This window comes from bacterium (genome assembly GCA_016708025.1).
Lineage (GTDB): Bacteria > Zixibacteria > MSB-5A5 > GN15 > FEB-12 > FEB-12.
The window spans coordinates 452,526-471,451 of the sequence record JADJGQ010000001.1; the positions used below are offsets into that span (position 1 = coordinate 452,526).

Genomic DNA, 18,926 nt, shown 5'->3' on the forward strand with positions numbered 1-18,926 from the left:
ATTGCCGCTTTCGAGAGCGGTAAATCGTGCAGACAAGTCCTATCCTATTCGGGCAATATCGCCCAATCGATTCATTCCTGCATCATCTTGACACCCGTGCCAAGTTGCTGCCGGTCATTCTTGTACTTGGGCTCGGCCTGTTTACTCACTCCTTTATTTTTTATCTGGTGGTGATCGGCCTGTTACTGGCAAGTCTGCTTTTGTCCGGCATTTCAGTGGAGCAGCTCGCGCGTAATCTGCAGCCGATGCTACTCCTGGTTGGGATCACCTTTCTTTATCACCTGATCTTTTCGGGGAAAGGGAGTGTGGTGCTCCTGGCGCCATTGGGACTTCCGATCAGGGAGGAAGCGATACGAGCGGGGACGTTTTTCTCGCTGCGCCTGCTTTTGTTTGTGTCGATGGCATTTCTCGTCACATTGACCAGTTCACCCTCGCAGATGGCGGAAGCCGCCTCGAAACTACTTCGTCCGCTGGGAAAGCTCCGAGTGCCGGTCAACGATCTGTCTTTGATCCTGTTTATCGCGATGCGGTTCATTCCGATCCTGTTCGAGGAGTTCGTGATGATCCGAAATGCGCAGATCGTCCGAGGGGTGAATTTTGAAGGGAATATCTTCAGTCGCGCTCGCAAAACGCTTTATTTGCTGATACCCGTCTTTGTGGCGGCAGTGAACCGGGCGGATGACCTGGCGTTGGCCTTGCAAGCGAGAGGGTATGACAGGAAGGTCGACCGAAGTTACTACTCGCATGCCCGGATCCGAGTGACCGAGTATGTTTTCATGTCGGCGACGGCGGCAGTGCTGGTGCTACTTTTTGTGGTGACCGGATGAGCCAGGTGCGCAATATTCGTCTGCTGATAGAGTACAAGGGGAGCTCGTTTGCCGGTTGGCAGTTTCAGCCCAATCAGTGTACAGTGCAGGGGGAGATTGAGCATGCGATCTTCAGAGTGACGGGTCAAAAAACTACGCTGATCGGTGCCGGTAGGACGGATTCCGGAGTTCATGCACTGGGACAAGTGGCAAATTTTCAGACGGAACATCCGTTGGAGTCAATTCGGTTTCGGGACGCGCTCAATTTTCATCTCTCAGATGATATCAGGATTCGACACTCCGAAGAGGTCGCTCCAACATTTCATGCTCGTTTTGATGCTACATGGAGGCGGTATCGGTATGTCCTTGCGTCGGAACGGTCAGCGATCTACCGAGACCTGAGGTGGGAGAACGAGTCGGCGGTGCGCCGGGAATTGCTGGATCAGGCCGCCCAGATGATCTTGGGCGAGCACGACTTCTCCTCATTTTGTGTGACAGCGTCGCTCAAAGAGAGCAACCTCTGCACTATATCTCGTTCACGGTGGCAACAAATCGGGCCGGTTTTGGTATATGAAATACGCGGGAATCGGTTCCTCCATGGGATGGTTCGTTCGTTGGTGGGAGGGATGGTGAACCTTGCTGCCGAGCAACAAGATAGCAATGTGCTGAACTTGACATTGGCCGACTTCCAGAATACTTTGCAGGGCAACCGCCCGGATCGGGTGGTCTTTACCGCTCCGGCACACGGCCTCTATCTGGTCGCGGTCGGCTACCCGAAGGAGAAGTAGGAGAACATGAAGTTTTTCATCGACACAGCATCGATCAGTGAGATCAAGGAAGCGGCGGCGATGGGGGTACTCGACGGCGTGACGACCAATCCATCGCTGGCGGCGAAAGAGACAACGCCTTACCGCGAGCTGCTGGCGGAGATCTGTAAGATAGTGCCGGGACCGGTTTCGGCCGAAGTGATCTCGACCGATACGGAGGGGATGCTTCGCGAAGCGGATGAGTTGGTGAAGATCGCGGACAACATTGTCGTAAAGATACCAACCATACTGCCTGGACTTCGGGCGATCAAAACGTTGACGGACCGCGGCATCAAAACCAACGCGACATTGGTCTTTTCGCCGATGCAGGCACTTTTGGTGGCCAAAGCGGGTGCGACCTATGTTTCGCCGTTTATCGGCAGGCTTGACGATGTTTCGCAGGACGGGATGCAGTTGATCGCGGATATCGTCGAGATATACGAAAATTACGGTTATGCGACGGAAGTGCTGGTAGCATCGGTGAGACATCCGATGCATGTGGTGGAGGCGGCCAAGATCGGAGCTGATGTCTGTACCATGCCGCTGAAAGTGATCGAGGCTCTTATCAAACATCCGCTGACCGATATTGGATTGGCGAAATTCCTGGAAGACTACAAGAAGGCTAATAAGTAGAGATGATCAGTCGATATACCCTGCCGGAGATGGGTCGGCTCTGGACCGACGAAGCGAAGTATTCTGCGTGGCTTGAGGTGGAGGTCGAAGCGGCCAAGGCAATGGCGACGCTTGGGATCATACCCAAGGAGGTCATTCCGGCGATCGAAGCTCGGGCCGGGTTCGATGTTGAACGGATCAACGAGATCGAACGCGAAGTCAATCACGATGTGATCGCCTTTTTGACCTCTGTTTCAGAGAAGGTCGGACCAGAGGCAAAACATCTGCATTTCGGGATGACGTCATCGGATGTGTTGGATACGTCGTTGTCGCTGATCATGAAGCGCGCGGCGGCGATCATTGATATGAAGATCGAAGTGGCGCTGGGGAAAATCAAGGAACTGGCGCTGAGATATAAGATGACTCCGACGATCGGTCGGACACATGGCGTATATGCCGAACCGACGACCGCCGGGCTTAAGTTTGCGGTCTGGTACACAGAGATCAGCCGTGGAAGAGCTCGGTTTGCTGCCGCCACTGAGCGGATCGCGGTCGGAAAGATCAGCGGGGCGGTAGGGAATTTTGCCAATCTTGACCCCAAAGTGGAAGAGATGGTCTGTGCGAGACTCGGGCTGAAACCGGCCGAAGTATCAACGCAGGTGATTCAGCGGGACCGTCACGCCGAATTTATCACCGCGTTGGCGATACTGGCATCGTCGCTCGAAAAATGTGCGACTGAGATACGGCACCTTCAGCGGACCGAAGTCGGCGAGATGATGGAAGGATTCACCAAGGGGCAGAAGGGTTCCTCGGCGATGCCGCACAAGCGGAACCCGATCACGGCCGAGCGGATAACGGGGATCGCGCGTATGGTGCGCGGGTATGCGATCTCCGCGATGGAGAATATTCCTCTCTGGCACGAGCGGGATATCGCGCATTCTTCGGTTGAGCGCGTGATCATCCCGGATGCCTGCATCATTATGGATTATGGGTTGCAGAAGTTCATCGATCTGTTATCAGGGTTGGTGGTTAACGAGCAGAAAATGCATGACAATATCTTCCATGGCGGAGGGATAGTCTTCTCGCAGCGACTTCTGCTTAAACTTGCCGGACCGATCGGTTCGCGCGAAGAAGCATATCGGCTGGTGCAGCGGAATGCCATGGCGGCCTGGGAAGGAAAAGGGTCGTTCAGGGATCTGGTCAAGCAGGATGCTGAGATCAGCAAACACCTGAATGCGGCGCAAGTCGATGAGTGTTTCGACCTGACGTATTATATGAGAAATGTCGATGCGATCTTTAAAAGGGTATTTGAGTCATGATCGCACGTGAGGGGATCCCGTTTGTCCTGATCGGATTGTTATTGACCACGGTCGCGATCTGGGGAGCAAACCGGCTGGATAATAAGTGGTTGTTCGGGACGGCGTTGATCATCGGCATCCTGACGCTGTTTACGCTCTTCTTCTTTCGCGATCCGGATCGAACTTTTGAGAATGGAGCCGGAGTGCTGGTGTCACCGGCTGATGGGAAAGTGATCGGAATTTCAACCGGAAGTGGCCATCCGTATTTGCCGGGAGAGTACACCAAGGTGTCGATATTTCTGAACGTATTTGATGTCCATGTCAATCGAATCCCGGCGACAGGGGTTATTGACTATGTGAAGTATAATCCGGGGAAGTTTTTCGCGGCATTTGAGGATAAGGCATCAGAGTTGAATGAACAGACTGAGATCGGCATGACCACTGAAACAGGTCAGAAGATCATGTTTAAGCAGATAGCCGGGTTGATCGCGCGGCGGATAGTCTATCGCGTGCAGTCGGGTGATGCGGTGGAGGCAGGGAGCCGATTCGGGTTAATCCGATTTGGATCGCGGACTGAGCTGTTTGTGCCGACATCCACCGCACTTCAGGTCAAAGTGGGGGACCGGGTGGCAGGAGGGAAAACGATCATCGGCCGTATGCCGGTAGTCAGTGCCGCAACTCAATCAATGGAGCAGCCGCGTGAACAACTATAGAGGAATATTCCCCGGTGTGTTCACTATGGGGAATGTGGTCTGCGGTTTCATAGCCATTCTCTCGGTTTTTGAGGGGCATATCACGGCAGCCTGCTGGTTTGTGATCCTGGCGGCCTTTTTGGATGCACTTGACGGTAAAGTGGCGCGATTAAGCGGGGCGACCTCGCAGTTCGGGGTTGAACTGGATTCGCTGGCGGACTTTTTGTCTTTTGGGTGTGCACCGGCGGTAATCGTTTATGCGATCAAGCTGAATGACCTGGGTAAGTGGGGGTGGATCATTTCGATCGTGTTCATCATGGCCGCGGCGTATCGTCTGGCGCGATACAATGTCATGGCGGATACAGAAGAGAAGAAGGATTTCGTAGGGCTCCCGGTGCCGATGGCGGCGGGGCTGCTGGTCTCGGCGATCATTTTCTCATATCAGATCTGGGGGAAACTGGAGTACAGCGAATATCTGGTGTCGATGATCATACTTTGTTCGTTTTTGATGGTTTCGCAGGTGCAGTATGACGCGATCCCGGAGCGGTTCGACAATCGGCTTGCTCGTATGAAGTTGGGAATCATACTGATAGCGGCGATCCTGATTATTATCAGCCCGAGACATTTGTTGTTTCCCTTTCTGGCGTTGTATATATTGTTTGGCATGATACGGGAGCTGTATCGGCTCTTTACCGTCTCAGTCGGCAAAGTAACTGGCCGGCAGATGGTTAGGCGGAAGCTCCGAGACGAAAGAAAATTGGAAGAGCATGAGTAGCACCAAAAAAGCGGTCGTGTTTGTCCGCTTGAAAGATGGCGTTCTTGATCCGCAGGGCGTGACTATCCAAAAGGCCCTTGCGCAAATGGGGTTTCCCGATTTCCTGTCGGTCCGGAGCGGGAGATTCTTTGAACTGGAGATCGACGGCAACGCCACAGATATCGACCGAAAGATCAACGAGGTATCCTCGAAATTGCTGGCCAATCCGATCATCGAGAAATTTTCCGTGGAGAAAAGCTGATGAAGTTCGGGGTTGTCACATTCCCGGGTTCGAATTGCGATTACGACGCCTATGCCGCGGTGAAGCATGTGATGCATGGCGAGGTGGAGTTTCTCTGGCACAAGTCGGAGGATCTGGCGGGATCTGACGTGATCATTCTGCCGGGTGGATTCTCTTATGGAGATTACCTTCGGTCAGGGGCGATCGCGCGATTCTCTCCGATCATGCGGCAGGTGATCGCTTTTGCGAAGTCCGGCGGCATGGTGATGGGGATCTGCAATGGATTCCAGGTGCTGACCGAGGCCGGGTTGCTTCCCGGAGCGCTGATGCGCAACAGCCATCTGCGGTTCAGTTGTAAGCAGGTTTACTTGCGCACCGAACGGACCGGCACCGCGTTTACCTCGATCATTCCTAAGGGAACAGTCCTTAAAGTCCCGATCGCGCATGGCGATGGAAACTATTACCATTTCGACGGGGATATTCGGAGTCTCGAAGAGAATCAGCAGGTGCTGTTCCGCTATTGCGACGCGAATGGTGAGATCACGAAGGAGTCGAACCCAAACGGTTCGATCAACAATATCGCAGGGATAATCAGCGCCGAAGGGAATGTCCTGGGCATGATGCCGCATCCGGAGCGGGCGTGTGAATCGATCCTTGGCTCGGATGATGGGCTCCAGATTCTGGAATCAATACGGCAGTGGTGCGAATCGCCGCGACCGGTAGGGAGAGTGTGAAAGACAGGGAACTGACTTTTATCATCATTGCACTGCTGTTAGCGGCGGTGCTGGGGGGATTGGTGGGCGAGGTGATCGGCCACCTGTTGCCGCCGGGCGGCGCCAAGACATTGTTTGAGAAGTCGGTCGAGATCGGCTTTGCGCCGGTGAAGGTCGATCTGTATGCGATCTCGTTTACTATCGGATTGATGTTCAAGATCAATGCTGTATCGGTGTTGTTCGTATTATTAGTGATCATCTATTTCCGATACTGGTATATGTAGGCAATTGCTCGTTAGGAGGCATGTATATGTTCGGATTAGGCGCCCCGGAAATGATCCTGATCTTTCTGGCCATCTTGTTGCTGTTCGGAGCCAAGCGGCTTCCGGAACTGGCCAAGGGCTTGGGACAAGGGATCCGCGAATTCAAACGCGCGATGAAAGAGACCTCGGAAGAGGTGAAGGGATCGGTCGATGCACGACCGCAGGATCCGAATCGGATCGAGCCGCCGCGCGATGACAAAAACGCACCATCTCACTGAATAACCGCCAGACGTTCAGGACCGTACAACTATGCAGAGCGGATTCACACAGGCCGATGCAGATAAGATCGGCGCGCTGCTGGAAGCCGAAAAGGTTACCTTCGAAAAGGACCATTTCCGGATCAAAATCTCCAACCAGGAGGAGCGTCGGATCCTGGTGCTGGAAGTTTATCCCGAGACCAGCCTGGGGAAGCGTCGAGGTATGCTGGTGGTTGTCTACACTGGCACGTCTCACCTTCAGTTGCATAACTGCAACGGCTACGTGACGTCCGATGAACTGGGCGAGATCACGTTCGTGACCGAGAAGGGGGGATCGCTCTCCGGCCTGGTGGTGGAGAAGGGAGCTTCCTGTTCGCTGTATGCATCGATAGACCGCGAATTGATCTCCTCGGATTTCACTCAACTGGGAGTTGAAGTGATGTTGTCGGGAGTGGCGCTGTCGCTGGCCGAAGAATTGCTGGGAAAAGATAACGACAACACAGAGTAGCATACTCTCAGATTTAGATTGAAAGGGCGGATGATTCATCCGCCCTTTTTCTTTGGAAAACTACTTGGCTGAAGGATCCGGTTGCATGACACCAAAGATGTTGCCTTCAGTATCCTTGGCGTAGAAGAGCCATCCGACGCCGGGGATAGCGCATTTCGGGACGACAATCGTACCGCCGGCGGACTGGACCTTTGACTGCATATCATCGATCCTGTCGACCTGTATGGTGCAGGGGTAGGCGATCACCGCGTGGCCATCGATCGTCCCCATGCGTCGAGTCAAACCACCATCGATGCCCGGCGTCTTCGGGTCGCCGGTGATGATCATCCAATACTCCATAGGACCATCCCATTTCTGGAATTTCCATCCGAAACATCCGCTGTAAAAGGCGATGGCGCGATCCGGGTTTTCCGCGTGAATTTCAAAATGAACGACACGATACATGACGTAGTCTCCTCTTGTCGGGTGACAGTGCTTATTCTATGCGTACTGATCTTACGGGCACATTGGCAGGGAGTCAATCACACCTTGCAGATATGCGATGATGAATGAAAGATCCCGCAGGTCTATCTTGCCGGCTCGGTCGATATTGGCCTCGCCCGTACAGGCGAATTGATAACCTTCGCCGATGAACAGTTCGACCATGGCGCTGAGGTCAAGCAGGTCAACATCGCCGATACCATTTACATTACCGGTTGAGCCGAGGCAGCAATCCGGAGAGCGGGTCAGGCGAAGAGAGTCGATAGTGACGCCGTTTATGGCGATGAACTTGATCTCAAGAGTGCTATCGGTAGCCTCGATCAGATTGGCGCCATAGGTGGCATTAAAACGTACCTGGCTCCCCGTCACCAGATTGAGGGGAGGAAACGAGTAGATGGATCGTCCGCCGAGGCCGGTAACAATATAGGTGAGGGAGTCGCCATCATTGTTGTTGTCGCGAAGGATCCGTTCGTAGGTATGGTCGTGACCGGCCATGACCAGTGAAACTCCCCAATCCTCAAACGGCCACTGCATGAAGGGGGACGAACCATGCTGGGAAGAGGAGTAGGGGGGATGGTGCATGAAGACGATCTTCCAGGGGAGTGGGGAGGACGCCAATTGAGCCTGGAGCCAGAGTCCCTGGACTGAGTTCGGGGTGGTACCATCAGTCTCCTGGAAGTTGCTGTTCAGCGCAAAGAAGTGGATCGGGCCGCGAACGAAGTCATAGTAGCGGGGATTGCCCGAAGAGGCGGTGCTTGCGATCTGGGTGCCGGGCAAAGTGAAGTAGGAGAGATATGCGGCGAAACCGCCACCATCGGAATAGTCATGATTGCCCGCGGAGGGGAAAAAGCGATTCAAACGTGAACCGGGTCCATAGAAGCCGAAATACGAGCCGATGAAATCCGCATAGTATTGACCGATGTTGAAATCGATGCCGTTCGGGCCATAGCTGTTGTCGCCGGTCGTGATGATGAAATCCGGATCCCAGCTCTTGATCAGATCCGCAACCTGGCCCTCGGCGACGGTGGCCGCTCCGTAGTCTCCGAGAACGGCAAAGCGGGTAGCGCCAACTGCGGGCGTGAGCAACAACATGGTGAGAATGGCTGACCGCAATAGGGTCATGCTGGTCTCCTTATCGGAAAAGTTGAGGTGGCGGAGTATCGGTTGCGATACGCTCAAGATATGAAAATGGAGTGAATTGAGCAACCTTGAAGGCGGGTCACTCGTTGCGCAGGGCTTCGACAGGGTCGATTCGCGCGGCCCGGGAAGCTGGGTAGTAGCCGGCCAACAGGCTGACGATCAGACCGAGTGCCAGCGCGGCGCCAATGAGCCAGAGCGGTAGGGCAAATAGCTGGACCTCAGGGATCCCCTCGCGTTCCATGAATATCCGGGCAACTTTGGAGGCGACAAGGGTGATCACCCAACCCAGCAGGATGCCGAAGAGCGAACCGGCCAGACCGATCACCGCCGACTCAGTGAGGAAGAGGTAGCGGATATCGCGTTCATCGGCGCCGAGCGATTTGAGGACGCCGATCTCGCGGCGGCGTTCCAATACGGACATCACCATGGTGTTGATTATCCCGAGCGAGGCGGTGACCAAAGCGATCAGCCCGACCACCGCCAGCGCCATATCGAAATAAAAGAAGAATTTCTTGATCTCTTCAAACTGAGTGGCAAAACTGAATGGCTTAAAGCCGAGCGCTTTGACTGAATCCACGATCGAGGCAATCATCACTTTGGGGTCGAGATCGAGCGTGATATGCGAGAATGTCTTGCCGCTGCCATCGTTTTCCTCGAGAAAGAGTTTTCCGGTGGTGAGCGCGCCCATCATCTCCGAGGGGTCACCGTCAAGGACGCCGGCGGAGAGCCGCCGTCCCACTCGATCGCCAACAATGAGCGGAGCCATATTTCTCTGCTGAGGGCCGCCGGCATTGAGAACACCGACAACCGTAAGCGTTTCGGTGAGAATGTTCGGGCACTGAAGATAGCCATTGAGGAATTTCGACATCGCGGAATTGAGTTCTGTGCGAAGGATCCGCTCGACATAGGAACGTTGTCTGACCGAGTCAAAATTGATCTCACTAAATCGCTTCTGGATGTAGGCGCGATCAGGCGGAAGAATTTTGGCGATCCCGCTGTCGACAGTAAGCATCTTGACCAGGATGACGACTGGTTTGCCGATAGCCGAGTCGGGAACAGTCATACCGGCCTCGCGAATGAAGTGGTCTGTGACGACGACTTCTTTGGTGGAGTCGCTAGTCAGAAGATGTCCGGCGCGAAGTCCGGAGAAAAATCTGGTTTGCAACGCTTGCAGGGAGATCGCCTGAGCGCGGGTTTCGAATGTCGAATCGCCGAATGTGGCAGTGCCACTGAAGGCATCATACGGATAGGCCAAGCGGACGCCGGGGAGCTTGCCCAGCTCTTCCATGGCGGCACGGTCAAGCGGCCGGGGAGGAACGGAATCTTTTACGGCAGATGGCTCCTGCGGGTAGACCTGGATTGTATTAAAGAGTCCCAGTTTTTCGAACTGCTCTTCTATGTACTGCTGGTTGCCTGCGCCAAACGAGAGCATGGAGACAAATGTGCCGATAGCGATCACCACGCCGGCGATAGTAAGGGCAGTGCGCAATTTGAGTCGGATCAGATTTCCGGAGGAGATGGCGAGGGAGTCAAGCAGCTTCATGGTGTCGCTCCGTGGGCTTCATCAGCTCCAACGATCCGGCCGTAGTGCATTCTGACCGTACGACCGGCGAATGTTCGGGCCATCTCGAGGTCATGGGTAACCATAATGACAGTCAGGCCATCGGCGCTGAGTTGCTGCATGAGGGAGACGATCTGTCGAGAGTTTTCGAGGTCGAGGTTGCCAGTCGGTTCATCGGCACAGAGGATAGCAGGTTCTTTCACGAGAGCACGGGCAATTGCAACGCGCTGTTGTTCGCCGCCGGAGAGATCGGCCGGGCGGTGGGTCATACGGTCTGCCAGCCCCAGCCGTTCAAGCATGGCGGATGCTCGATCTCGACGTTCGGTTCTGGGGATCTCGCCGAAATACATGGCCAGCTCGACATTTTCCAGCGCTGTGCGATGGTGAATGAGGTTAAACGACTGAAAAACCATGCCGATGTGGGTGCCGCGGTAACCGGCAAGCTGTTGGCGGGAATAGGCACCGAGTGATTCGCCGCGGTATTGGATGGATCCTCCGGTCGGGGTGTCAAGACCGGCCAACAGATTGAGCAATGTGGATTTACCGGAGCCGGATGAACCGACAACCGCGAGGAATTCGCCGGGTGAAATGACAAGGTCGACTTCATCAACGGCCCGAATGGTTTGCGGGCCCCGAATGTAATGGCGGCATAGCTGGCTGGTTTGGAGGATACTGTGTGTCAAGTCAGTCATTTACGTCCAGCACCTGATAGGATAGACCGTATCATAGTTAGCACCGTTAGCCTTGACATATGCATCAGTACGGAAATAATCTGTTCAAGTTGCTGCTATGTGAAGATAACTCATTCCAGCGTTGGGGAATAGCGAATATATCTTAGGATAGGGGGACAATTTATGTTTTCGATTGCCGGTTATTGGAAGGGAGTGTTAATTCCGTGGGCGGGCGGAAACTTAGCCAGTGTGTGACCGTATGCTGAAGGGAATAGGTTGGTTGGCGGACAAGTCGCGTGATGAAGCAGTATTCAGATCCTCCCGTATTTTCTTCTGCACTATTTGATGGATGTCGCCGTCTTTGTTTGTCCGCGGTGGAATCACTATCGCGCACATCGAACAAGCACCAATGAATATAGACCACACAAGAACAGAGGCACAAAGGAGTTTACCAGTGAGAAGGACTTTACTCATGGTCGGGGCCATGCTGTTGTTGGCGACGGCGCTGATGGCACAGGGGCTACCGCAACTGAAGACAGAGAAGTATGTACTTCCCAACGGTCTTGAAGTGATCCTGCACGAAGACCACTCGGTCCCGATGGTCAGCGTGAATGTCTGGTATCATGTCGGTTCGAAGAATGAGAAGCCGGGTCGCACCGGATTCGCGCATTTATTCGAGCACATGATGTTCCAGGGGTCAAAGAATTTTGATGGGGATTATTTCGTCCCGCTCGACAAGATCGGCGCGGACTGCAACGGGTCGACCTCGGAAGACCGGACCAATTACTGGGAGAATGTACCGTCCGAGCATCTCGAGCTGGCGCTGGCGATGGAGTCGGACCGCATGGGGCATCTGCTCGATGTGTTTACCCAGGAGAAGCTGGATAATCAGCGCGATGTCGTGAAAAACGAACGTCGCCAGGGTGTCGATAACGCTCCATATGGTGTGCAGGAAGATGTACTGCCGTTGTTGATCTATCCGATGGGGCATCCGTATTCCTGGTCGGTGATCGGCAGTATGGAGGACCTGAGTGCGGCGTCGGCTGACGACGTGAAAGATTTCTTCCGGAAGTATTATTCACCGAGCAATGCATCGCTCTGTCTGGCCGGAGATTTCAATTCAGCCACGGCCAAGCAGTGGATTGAGAAGTATTTCGGGACGATCCCGGCCGGTCCGCCCGTAGAACGGTACACCTCGTGGATCCCGGAGATCACACATGAACATCGGGCGATAGCCGAAGATGAAGTTGAGCTGCCGATGGTGATCATGGCGTGGCATACGCCGGCTTATTATGCTCCGGGCGATGCGGAAGCCGATCTGCTTGCCGACATTCTGAGCAGTGGGATGAATTCACGGCTTAACGAAGCATTGGTCTATCGTCTGCAGATCGCCGACGAAGTGAATGCATACCAGGCTTCGCGTGAGATCTCGAGCCAGTATACGATCCAGGCGACGGCCAAGCCGGGGCATACAGCCGAAGAGATCGAAGCGGCTATCGATGCAGAAATGGCCAAGTTGCTTCGCGACGGCATCACCGCCCGCGAATTGGCTCGCGCCAAGACCAATTGGGAGGTGTCGTTCATTCGCCGGTTGCAGAATATCGGCGGATTTGGCGGCAAAGCGGATATTCTGAATCAATACAATGTGCATCTTGGCTCGCCCGACAAGCTGGAGTGGGATGTCAATCGCTATCGCAGTGCGACAGTTGAAGGGATCAACCAGTTTGCCCGGACGTTCCTCGCTCCGAACAAGCGCGGCGTATTGCATATCGTTCCGCAGGGGAACCTGACGGTTGCCAGCACGGCGGTCGATCGGGCGGTCAAGCCGACCCCGACTGCAGAAGCACCGTTCACTCCACCAACCGTGCAGAGTGCCGCACTGTCGAACGGGATCCAGGTTCTTCTGGTGGAAGACCACCGTCTGCCGCTGGTCGATCTATCAGTGATGATCGAACGGGGATGGACCTCCGACCCGCAGGGGAAATTTGGCCTGGCGGCATTGACTGCCGACATGCTGGATGAAGGGTTCAAGAAACTGAACGCGCTGCAGATCTCTGATACGATCCGGATGCTTGGCGCCAATGCCGGTTCGGGTTCCGGTTTCGATGAGACCCATGTCAATCTGAACGTGTTGAAACGAAATTTCACTCCGGCGCTTGGTCTGGTTGGCGATATGCTGTTGTCGCCGACTTTCCCGCAGAACGAACTGGATCGTCTGAAAAACGAACGGTTGTCTGCAATAGAGGCGATGAAGTCGCAACCGACCCAGCTCGGGTTCTCAGTCTTCCGCGAGAAGCTGTATGGCGCCAACAGTGCCTATGGTCAGCCGGTCAGCGGTACCGGTACCGAAGCATCGCTGGCGGCGATCACTCGCGCCGACCTGCTTGCCTTCTATCAGGCGAATTATTTCCCGAATATCACTACGGTGGCGATCACCGGTGACATCACTCTTGATGAAGCCAAAGCGCAATTGGAGAAGGTGTTCGGCGGCTGGAAGCAGGGTACTCCGGCCGAGGTTCCCGCACCGACACCGAATACCAGCAGTGCGCCGACAGTTTATATCGTGGACCGTCCGGGAGCACAGCAGTCGGTGATCTTCGCCGGCTATCCGTGCATACCGCCGACCGATCCGGATTATCTGCCGTTCATGGTATTCAATAGCCGACTGGGCGGCGATTTCACCAGCCGCATCAATATGAACCTCCGCGAGGACAAGGGATTCACCTATGGTTCCTATTCGACTCTGGGGAATGGCCTGGTGAGCGCGCCGTTTAATGTGGTAGCGCCGGTGCAGTCGCAGTCGACGAAGGAAGCGCTGGTGGAGATCCTCAAGGAACTGAAAGAGGTGATCTCGACGCGTCCACTGACGAATGAAGAACTGACGGATGCCAAGGTCTCCATGGTCAAATCCTGGGCGCAGGGATTCCAGAATTTCAGTGGGATCACCAGTCAGCTTCGTGGCCTGGCGCTGTATGACCGTCCGCTTGATTACTGGAAATCGCGCGTTGGTACGGTCAATGGACTGGATGACGCGAAGATCAAAGAGGTCTCAACCAAGTATGTTCGTCCGAATAACCTGACGATCGTTATCGTGGGAGATAAGGCGAAGATCGAGGAAGGGATCAAGGCGATGGGGATAGGGGAAGTATCCTCGCTGTAGTGTGAGTACAGATCGCTGATTATTGAGGCCCGGTGGCAAATGCTACCGGGTCTTTTTTTGTAGGGGGCCGTTTAGTACGAGGATAATTCGATCCTTGATTGCCGCTGATCGATGAACTAATTTAATGTAGAGTGGTCAAGCGGAATTGAGGGAATGTATGCGTGAACTTCTTGTCGCTGGTTTCTGTACTATTGCCTTCTTCATTTCAAATGGGGCAGTGCAGGCAGAGGAATGGTATGAGAGGCCCGAGGAACATCTCACGATCGCCATGGATTCAGCTACGCGAGTCTTTGAAGGGACAGTTGTGAGAGGGACTGATACAATTCTATGCGGCTTGGAGATCATGGCTAAGTGGCCGCAGGTCGCTTCAGGCCCCTCACGAGAAGTGGTGGATTCATTAAGTGCCTTCTTCTTGCGGTTTGCCAACAGTCAGTTTGATCTCGCGCCAGGCACGACGCTTCAAGAGCGAGTAGACGCAGAACTCGACACAATTGTCGGCAACGAGTGGTACGATAGGAGCATGTGGGGAGGCGCCCTCTGGATATTGGAGGTCGCATATCTTGATCATCGCATTTTATCGTTACGAGTTAGTCGAGATGTTTGTATCAGCTGCAATGGACATCCGTACCGAGAGAACTACTATCATTTCGCACTTCCGGAGTTGAGAGAGATTTCGCAAGATAGCATATTCATCGCTGATGCTCAGCCATACCTTGATTCTATCGGTGCCCTTGCCTTCCGACGAGACCAAAAGATACCTGACGATACTACATTTCGTCAGGCGGGATATGACATAGACGAGAATACACAAGGGAAGTATGCGTTCCCAAAGTTTGCTCTCTGCCCTAACTATCAGATCACCGACTCCGGGATAGTCTACGTGTACAATGCCTACGAAATTGCCTCGGGTGCCTATGGAATGTCCACTGCCTATCTCTCATGGCAACAACTCCAGCCTTTCATTCGGCCGGATGGGCCGCTGGGGTGGGTGCTGAAAGAAGAATAGACTTGTCTGAAGCAGTTCAGAAATACAAAGCCGCCGGTGTTGGCTTCCGGCGGCTTTGCTTCGTTAGAGACAAAAATGAAGCGAAGAAATGATCTTATCTCTGTGCAAATGACTCCACAAAATCGTGCAGGTCATTCGCGATATCCGACGCCTTCTGATATCGTTCGGCGGGGACCTTTTTCAGTGCCCGCATGATGACATGGTCAAAGAGGAGCGGGATCTGCGGATTGATGACCGACGGTTTTTCCGGCTCGCTGTGCAGGATCGAATAGATCAGCGACGTAATATTCTCACCCTTGAACGGCCGACGTCCCAGCAACATCTCATACATCACGACGCCAAGCGAGAAGAGGTCGGCGCGACGGTCGATCGGCACACCCTTGAGCTGCTCGGGGGATATGTAGTTCGGCGTGCCCATGGCTATGCCGGTTTTGGTCATGGAGTTTGAATCGATACGGGCGATACCGAAGTCCATCACCTTGACCTTGTAGTCGGCGAGGACCATGATATTGGCCGGCTTGATATCGCGGTGGACAATTCCTGCGCCATGGGCGTATTCCATGGCCTGACAGATCTGAGTGATCATCTGAGCAATGATCTTGTAATTGAATTTCACTTTCTTGCGAATCAAGTTTTCGAGCGTCTGCCCCTCGAGATACTCCATCGCGATATATTGCAGCGGGCCCTCTGAGCCGACATCGTAGATCGTCACGATATTCGGGTGGGAGAGCTTGCCAGCGGCCTGAGCCTCGCGATAAAGGCGCTCCTTCAATTCTTCCAGCTCAGCCGGATCATTGACGAAGTCCAGGCGGATCGTCTTGAGTGCCACAGGGCGGTTGATCGCGGGGTCGATACCGCGATAGACGGTACCCATGGCGCCTTTGCCGAGTACACCACTGATCTGATAGCGGCCGAGGCTCTTCGTCTCAATCTCACCGGAGATGGAGCGGGAGGAGTCGTTGAAGCCACCCTGCGAGACGCCGCTTGATTTGGGGCTATCGGATTCGAAGCCGGTAACGGCCTGTTCGCCTTGAGCAGGTGCAGGGGCGGTGCCGTGAGCTTCGGAGGCCATGGTGTGGCTGTTCTCCGAAGTATGATTGGCGTCGAGGTTTCGTTTTTCGTGTTCGTAGAAATCCTCCGACGAATCGAAGGCGGTGGTTTTCTGAACCGCCGGATCGTTGGCGGTAGTTTTCAGTTCGCGTACTGGAGCGGCGGCCAGTTGGGCTCTTTCTTCGCGTGCTCTCGCCTTGTCGGATTTCTGCGACTTTTTGTCGGCGGCCGGCTTGAAGGCATCGGCAGACAACATGCTGGTCTCAAGTAATGGGGAGGCGACAGCAAAGAGAATCAATTGCAGCGCAAGATACATGGTGTGCGGCAGGGTCTGGAACGAGGAGACCATAAAGTAGTTCACGTTGGCCAGAACCAGGAGAGATCCCGCGAGGACCACCAGACGGTACATCAACGGGATATGGGTCAGCACCAGCGCACCGACCGCGCCGAGCGCAAACAGGATTATCAAATAGGTGGAGTTCGGCCGGTCATGCACAGTCAGGAAGCGGTTGCTGATGATGTTGTCAGCGGCCATGGCGGTGATATGCAATTCCGGAGTTGCCGCGCTGACAGGTGTGACAAACTGGTCGGATTGGCCGGGGTCATCGATTCCGATGATCACCAGCTTCTCTTTGATGCGGCGGAAATCAAATTCTGTACCCAGAACATCTTTGGCCGAATAACGGGCAAACGGTAGTCCTTCGCTGTGCGAGATGAAGAGATCGCCCCGGTCGTTGACTGGGACGCGATGGGTGCCGATCTCGATGCTGCCATCAGAGCTCAGTCGTACGTCTTCGGACTTCACGCCGAAATAGGCTGTGGCCGCGGCGAGCGGCAGAGACGGATAGTAGTAGCCGTCGTAATATTGCATCATCGGCTGATGGCGCACGACCTGATCGTCATCGGGAACGATAAAGTCAAAGCCGAGGCGCGGATTGTTATCCAGCAGACGTTCAGCCGGGAGGAAAACCTTGCGTGCCCAGAGCCCACTCTGTTCCTCGACGCCGATCAACGACTTGTCGGCGTTCATGGAGTGGTTAAAGAGATGCTTGGGGTTGGAGGTTTTGGTGCTGGGGTAGGTCGCCAAGGCGATGTCGTATGGCAGAACGACATTGGGGACCCACGCCAGTTGGTCGGCCAGGACTTTGGTATACCCGGCTGAGTCTTCCTGAGCATTTTCATACAGATCGAGATTGAGGACGACAGCTTTGGGGTCGCCGTGACCGACTGCGGCGACGAGATCGCCAACGAGGTCATAGTGCCAGGGCCATTCGCCATACTCATTCTGGGAAGGGCGATCGATCGTGATCAAGACGACATTGGGGCGCATTTCATCGGACGCAGTCATGCGGCAGAGTGCGTCATTGACGGATTGCTGCAGCCTGCTGACCGGCCCGATATCATTGATGGCCAGGATGACCACAAAGATGCTTATCAGCAGAAAGAGGATATACGGTGAATACTTCGACATGGGGCCCTCGCTCTACCTTCCTGCCGCTAATCGGTTGATCAGCATGGCTGGAAGATTCGCTTGCTGCATTTTCTGTTGTGTTTTCTGTATGTCATATTCGACCCGGCGATACAGCACTTCCTGCATTTCCGTATCGAAGATAGCATAGCAGGAGCGCGGGTCATTGTCGCGCGGCTGTCCGACAGAACCGACATTTACAATGTATCGTGACTCGTCATCGGGTTCGAAATCATGGCCGACTTTGCGCCGATGTTCACCGGTCGCAACCTCGGTGAAGATCATCGGGAGGTGGGTATGTCCCACAAAGCAGAGCTGTTCGGCGAAGCTCCGGAAGGCGGCGTCCGCCTCGGTGTTGGTCAGGATATAATGCCACTCGCCGGGGAGATAGGGAGAGGCGTGGACCAACTGAAAATTGGCGAACGATCTGGTCATGACGAACTCAGCAATGATCGAGAAAGCTCGATCGTTCAACTGGCCCTGGGTCCAGGTCAGAGAGATCTGGGCCACGGGGTTCAGGTTCTCCTGATCCATATGGCCAAGGGCCGCGTGTTCATGATTCCCGAGTAACATTGTCTCGCAGTTGGCGCGCACCAGTTCCAGGCAGGCAAGCGGATCGGACCCGTATCCGACCACATCGCCGAGGCAGTGGATGGCGTCGATCCGTTGAGTCGAGACATCATTGAGGACCGCTTCCAATGCTTCCAGATTGGCATGGATGTCCGATATCAGCGCATGCCTCATTTATTCTGACCCTCAACAAACTTGAAGGAGGTCTTGCCGACTGAAACGATATCGCCGTTTTTGAGGACGGCGCGGGCGACGACTTCGCCATTCACTTTTGTTTTGCCGTTACGTCCGAGATTCACGATGCAGAAACATCCCGGTTCCTGAACGATCTTGGCCTGGATGCCGGAGAGCAGGAAGCCCTTGGCATGGACGTGAACGAATTTGGCTTTGCCGATGGTGGTGACATCGCGATCAAGACGGAACTCCGAGAAGTCGGCGTTGTCTTCGCCGAGCAGGACGGAGCCGCCGTACTTGGCGACGATCTCGCGCTCGACGCGATCGTTTTCGATCAGCTCTTTCTGCTTTTTGGTATTGAGCACCATGGTGCCATCCATATCCGCAGCTTCTTCCGCGGGAGCGGAGTCCCGGCGGTAGATGAGGGAGTACTTACCGATCATGATGATGTCCTGATCGCGGAGGACTTCCTCAGTCACCTTGCGGTTGTTGACGAAGGTGCCGTTGAGCGATTCGTTGTCGATGATCACGGCCGCGTTGTTGTTGAATTCGATCATCGCGTGTTTACGCGAGACGCCCCGGTTTTCGAGCACGATGTCATTATCGTTGGTTCGACCGATCGAGATCCGTTTCTTTTCGGTGACGATCCGTTCGATAACCTTGTCATCATATTTGACAATTATCTCCGGCATACGA

The 18,926-nt window shown here is 54.4% G+C and carries 20 protein-coding genes; 13 read left to right on the forward strand and 7 right to left on the reverse strand.

All coding sequences use genetic code 11. The features are described 5' to 3' along the window. Window positions 1–26 precede the first annotated feature (26 nt). From IPH75_01950 to IPH75_02000, 11 genes are read left to right on the forward strand one after another with little or no spacing between them, the layout of a single operon-like run. Window positions 27–827, forward strand: a complete 801-nt coding sequence (locus tag IPH75_01950; GenBank protein ID MBK7140826.1) for an energy-coupling factor transporter transmembrane protein EcfT — start codon at window positions 27–29, stop codon at window positions 825–827. Further along, on the forward strand, window positions 824–1,594 hold the full coding sequence (gene truA, locus IPH75_01955) for a tRNA pseudouridine(38-40) synthase TruA (protein ID MBK7140827.1): 771 nt from the start codon (window positions 824–826) through the stop codon (window positions 1,592–1,594). Before IPH75_01950 ends, truA begins: the two co-directional genes overlap by 4 nt. A 6-nt stretch (window positions 1,595–1,600) precedes the next feature. Beyond that, on the forward strand, window positions 1,601–2,245 hold the full coding sequence (gene fsa / locus IPH75_01960; protein MBK7140828.1) for a fructose-6-phosphate aldolase: 645 nt from the start codon (window positions 1,601–1,603) through the stop codon (window positions 2,243–2,245). Window positions 2,246–2,247: 2 nt separating this feature from the next. Further along, complete coding sequence (locus IPH75_01965; protein MBK7140829.1) at window positions 2,248–3,543, forward strand: adenylosuccinate lyase; 1,296 nt, start codon at window positions 2,248–2,250, stop codon at window positions 3,541–3,543. Then, the gene (locus tag IPH75_01970) at window positions 3,540–4,235 is read left to right on the forward strand and encodes a phosphatidylserine decarboxylase family protein (protein ID MBK7140830.1); all 696 of its coding nucleotides are present in this window, start codon (window positions 3,540–3,542) and stop codon (window positions 4,233–4,235) included. The genes IPH75_01965 and IPH75_01970 overlap by 4 nt, the downstream gene beginning before the upstream one ends. Further along, a complete protein-coding gene (pssA, locus tag IPH75_01975; protein MBK7140831.1) occupies window positions 4,222–4,989 on the forward strand; it encodes a CDP-diacylglycerol--serine O-phosphatidyltransferase in 768 nt (255 codons plus the stop codon). The genes IPH75_01970 and pssA overlap by 14 nt, the downstream gene beginning before the upstream one ends. Beyond that, window positions 4,982–5,230 (forward strand): phosphoribosylformylglycinamidine synthase subunit PurS, encoded by a 249-nt coding sequence (purS, locus tag IPH75_01980; GenBank protein ID MBK7140832.1) that lies wholly within the window; start codon window positions 4,982–4,984, stop codon window positions 5,228–5,230. The genes pssA and purS overlap by 8 nt, the downstream gene beginning before the upstream one ends. Beyond that, on the forward strand, window positions 5,230–5,943 hold the full coding sequence (gene purQ / locus IPH75_01985; GenBank protein MBK7140833.1) for a phosphoribosylformylglycinamidine synthase subunit PurQ: 714 nt from the start codon (window positions 5,230–5,232) through the stop codon (window positions 5,941–5,943). The genes purS and purQ overlap by 1 nt, the downstream gene beginning before the upstream one ends. Beyond that, complete coding sequence (locus IPH75_01990; GenBank protein MBK7140834.1) at window positions 5,940–6,206, forward strand: DUF4321 domain-containing protein; 267 nt, start codon at window positions 5,940–5,942, stop codon at window positions 6,204–6,206. Before purQ ends, IPH75_01990 begins: the two co-directional genes overlap by 4 nt. A gap of 26 nt (window positions 6,207–6,232) precedes the next feature. Beyond that, window positions 6,233–6,463 (forward strand): twin-arginine translocase TatA/TatE family subunit, encoded by a 231-nt coding sequence (locus IPH75_01995; protein ID MBK7140835.1) that lies wholly within the window; start codon window positions 6,233–6,235, stop codon window positions 6,461–6,463. A 31-nt stretch (window positions 6,464–6,494) separates the two neighbouring features. Continuing rightward, entirely contained in the window at window positions 6,495–6,950 is a 456-nt protein-coding gene (locus IPH75_02000) for a hypothetical protein (protein ID MBK7140836.1), read from the forward strand. A gap of 60 nt (window positions 6,951–7,010) precedes the next feature. Here the strand turns inward: IPH75_02000 and IPH75_02005 are convergent, their stop codons facing one another. The 4 genes from IPH75_02005 to IPH75_02020 all read right to left on the reverse strand — a co-directional run bounded on the left by IPH75_02005 (window position 7,011) and on the right by IPH75_02020 (window position 10,823). Then, entirely contained in the window at window positions 7,011–7,394 is a 384-nt protein-coding gene (locus tag IPH75_02005; protein ID MBK7140837.1) for a VOC family protein, read from the reverse strand. Window positions 7,395–7,445: 51 nt separating this feature from the next. Then, on the reverse strand, window positions 7,446–8,522 hold the full coding sequence (locus IPH75_02010) for a metallophosphoesterase (protein MBK7140838.1): 1,077 nt from the start codon (window positions 8,520–8,522) through the stop codon (window positions 7,446–7,448). A 127-nt stretch (window positions 8,523–8,649) separates the two neighbouring features. Beyond that, window positions 8,650–10,113, reverse strand: a complete 1,464-nt coding sequence (locus IPH75_02015) for an ABC transporter permease (GenBank protein MBK7140839.1) — start codon at window positions 10,111–10,113, stop codon at window positions 8,650–8,652. Then, the gene (locus IPH75_02020) at window positions 10,110–10,823 is read right to left on the reverse strand and encodes an ABC transporter ATP-binding protein (GenBank protein MBK7140840.1); all 714 of its coding nucleotides are present in this window, start codon (window positions 10,821–10,823) and stop codon (window positions 10,110–10,112) included. Before IPH75_02020 ends, IPH75_02015 begins: the two co-directional genes overlap by 4 nt. Window positions 10,824–11,256: 433 nt before the next feature. Here IPH75_02020 and IPH75_02025 point away from each other — a divergent pair, with 433 nt between their 5' ends. Continuing rightward, entirely contained in the window at window positions 11,257–13,962 is a 2,706-nt protein-coding gene (locus IPH75_02025; GenBank protein MBK7140841.1) for an insulinase family protein, read from the forward strand. Window positions 13,963–14,119: 157 nt separating this feature from the next. Continuing rightward, window positions 14,120–14,968, forward strand: coding sequence for a DUF3298 domain-containing protein (locus IPH75_02030; protein MBK7140842.1), 849 nt, complete (start codon window positions 14,120–14,122; stop codon window positions 14,966–14,968). Between the two features lie 94 nt (window positions 14,969–15,062). Here the strand turns inward: IPH75_02030 and IPH75_02035 are convergent, their stop codons facing one another. Genes IPH75_02035 through IPH75_02045 form a run of 3 tightly spaced genes read right to left on the reverse strand, consistent with a single transcriptional unit; the run spans window position 15,063 to window position 18,922 of the window. Then, window positions 15,063–17,489, reverse strand: coding sequence for a CHASE2 domain-containing protein (locus tag IPH75_02035; protein MBK7140843.1), 2,427 nt, complete (start codon window positions 17,487–17,489; stop codon window positions 15,063–15,065). Between the two features lie 12 nt (window positions 17,490–17,501). Next, on the reverse strand, window positions 17,502–18,230 hold the full coding sequence (locus tag IPH75_02040; protein ID MBK7140844.1) for a metallophosphoesterase family protein: 729 nt from the start codon (window positions 18,228–18,230) through the stop codon (window positions 17,502–17,504). After that, window positions 18,227–18,922, reverse strand: a complete 696-nt coding sequence (locus IPH75_02045) for an FHA domain-containing protein (protein MBK7140845.1) — start codon at window positions 18,920–18,922, stop codon at window positions 18,227–18,229. The genes IPH75_02040 and IPH75_02045 overlap by 4 nt, the downstream gene beginning before the upstream one ends. Between the last annotated feature and the right edge of the window lie 4 nt (window positions 18,923–18,926).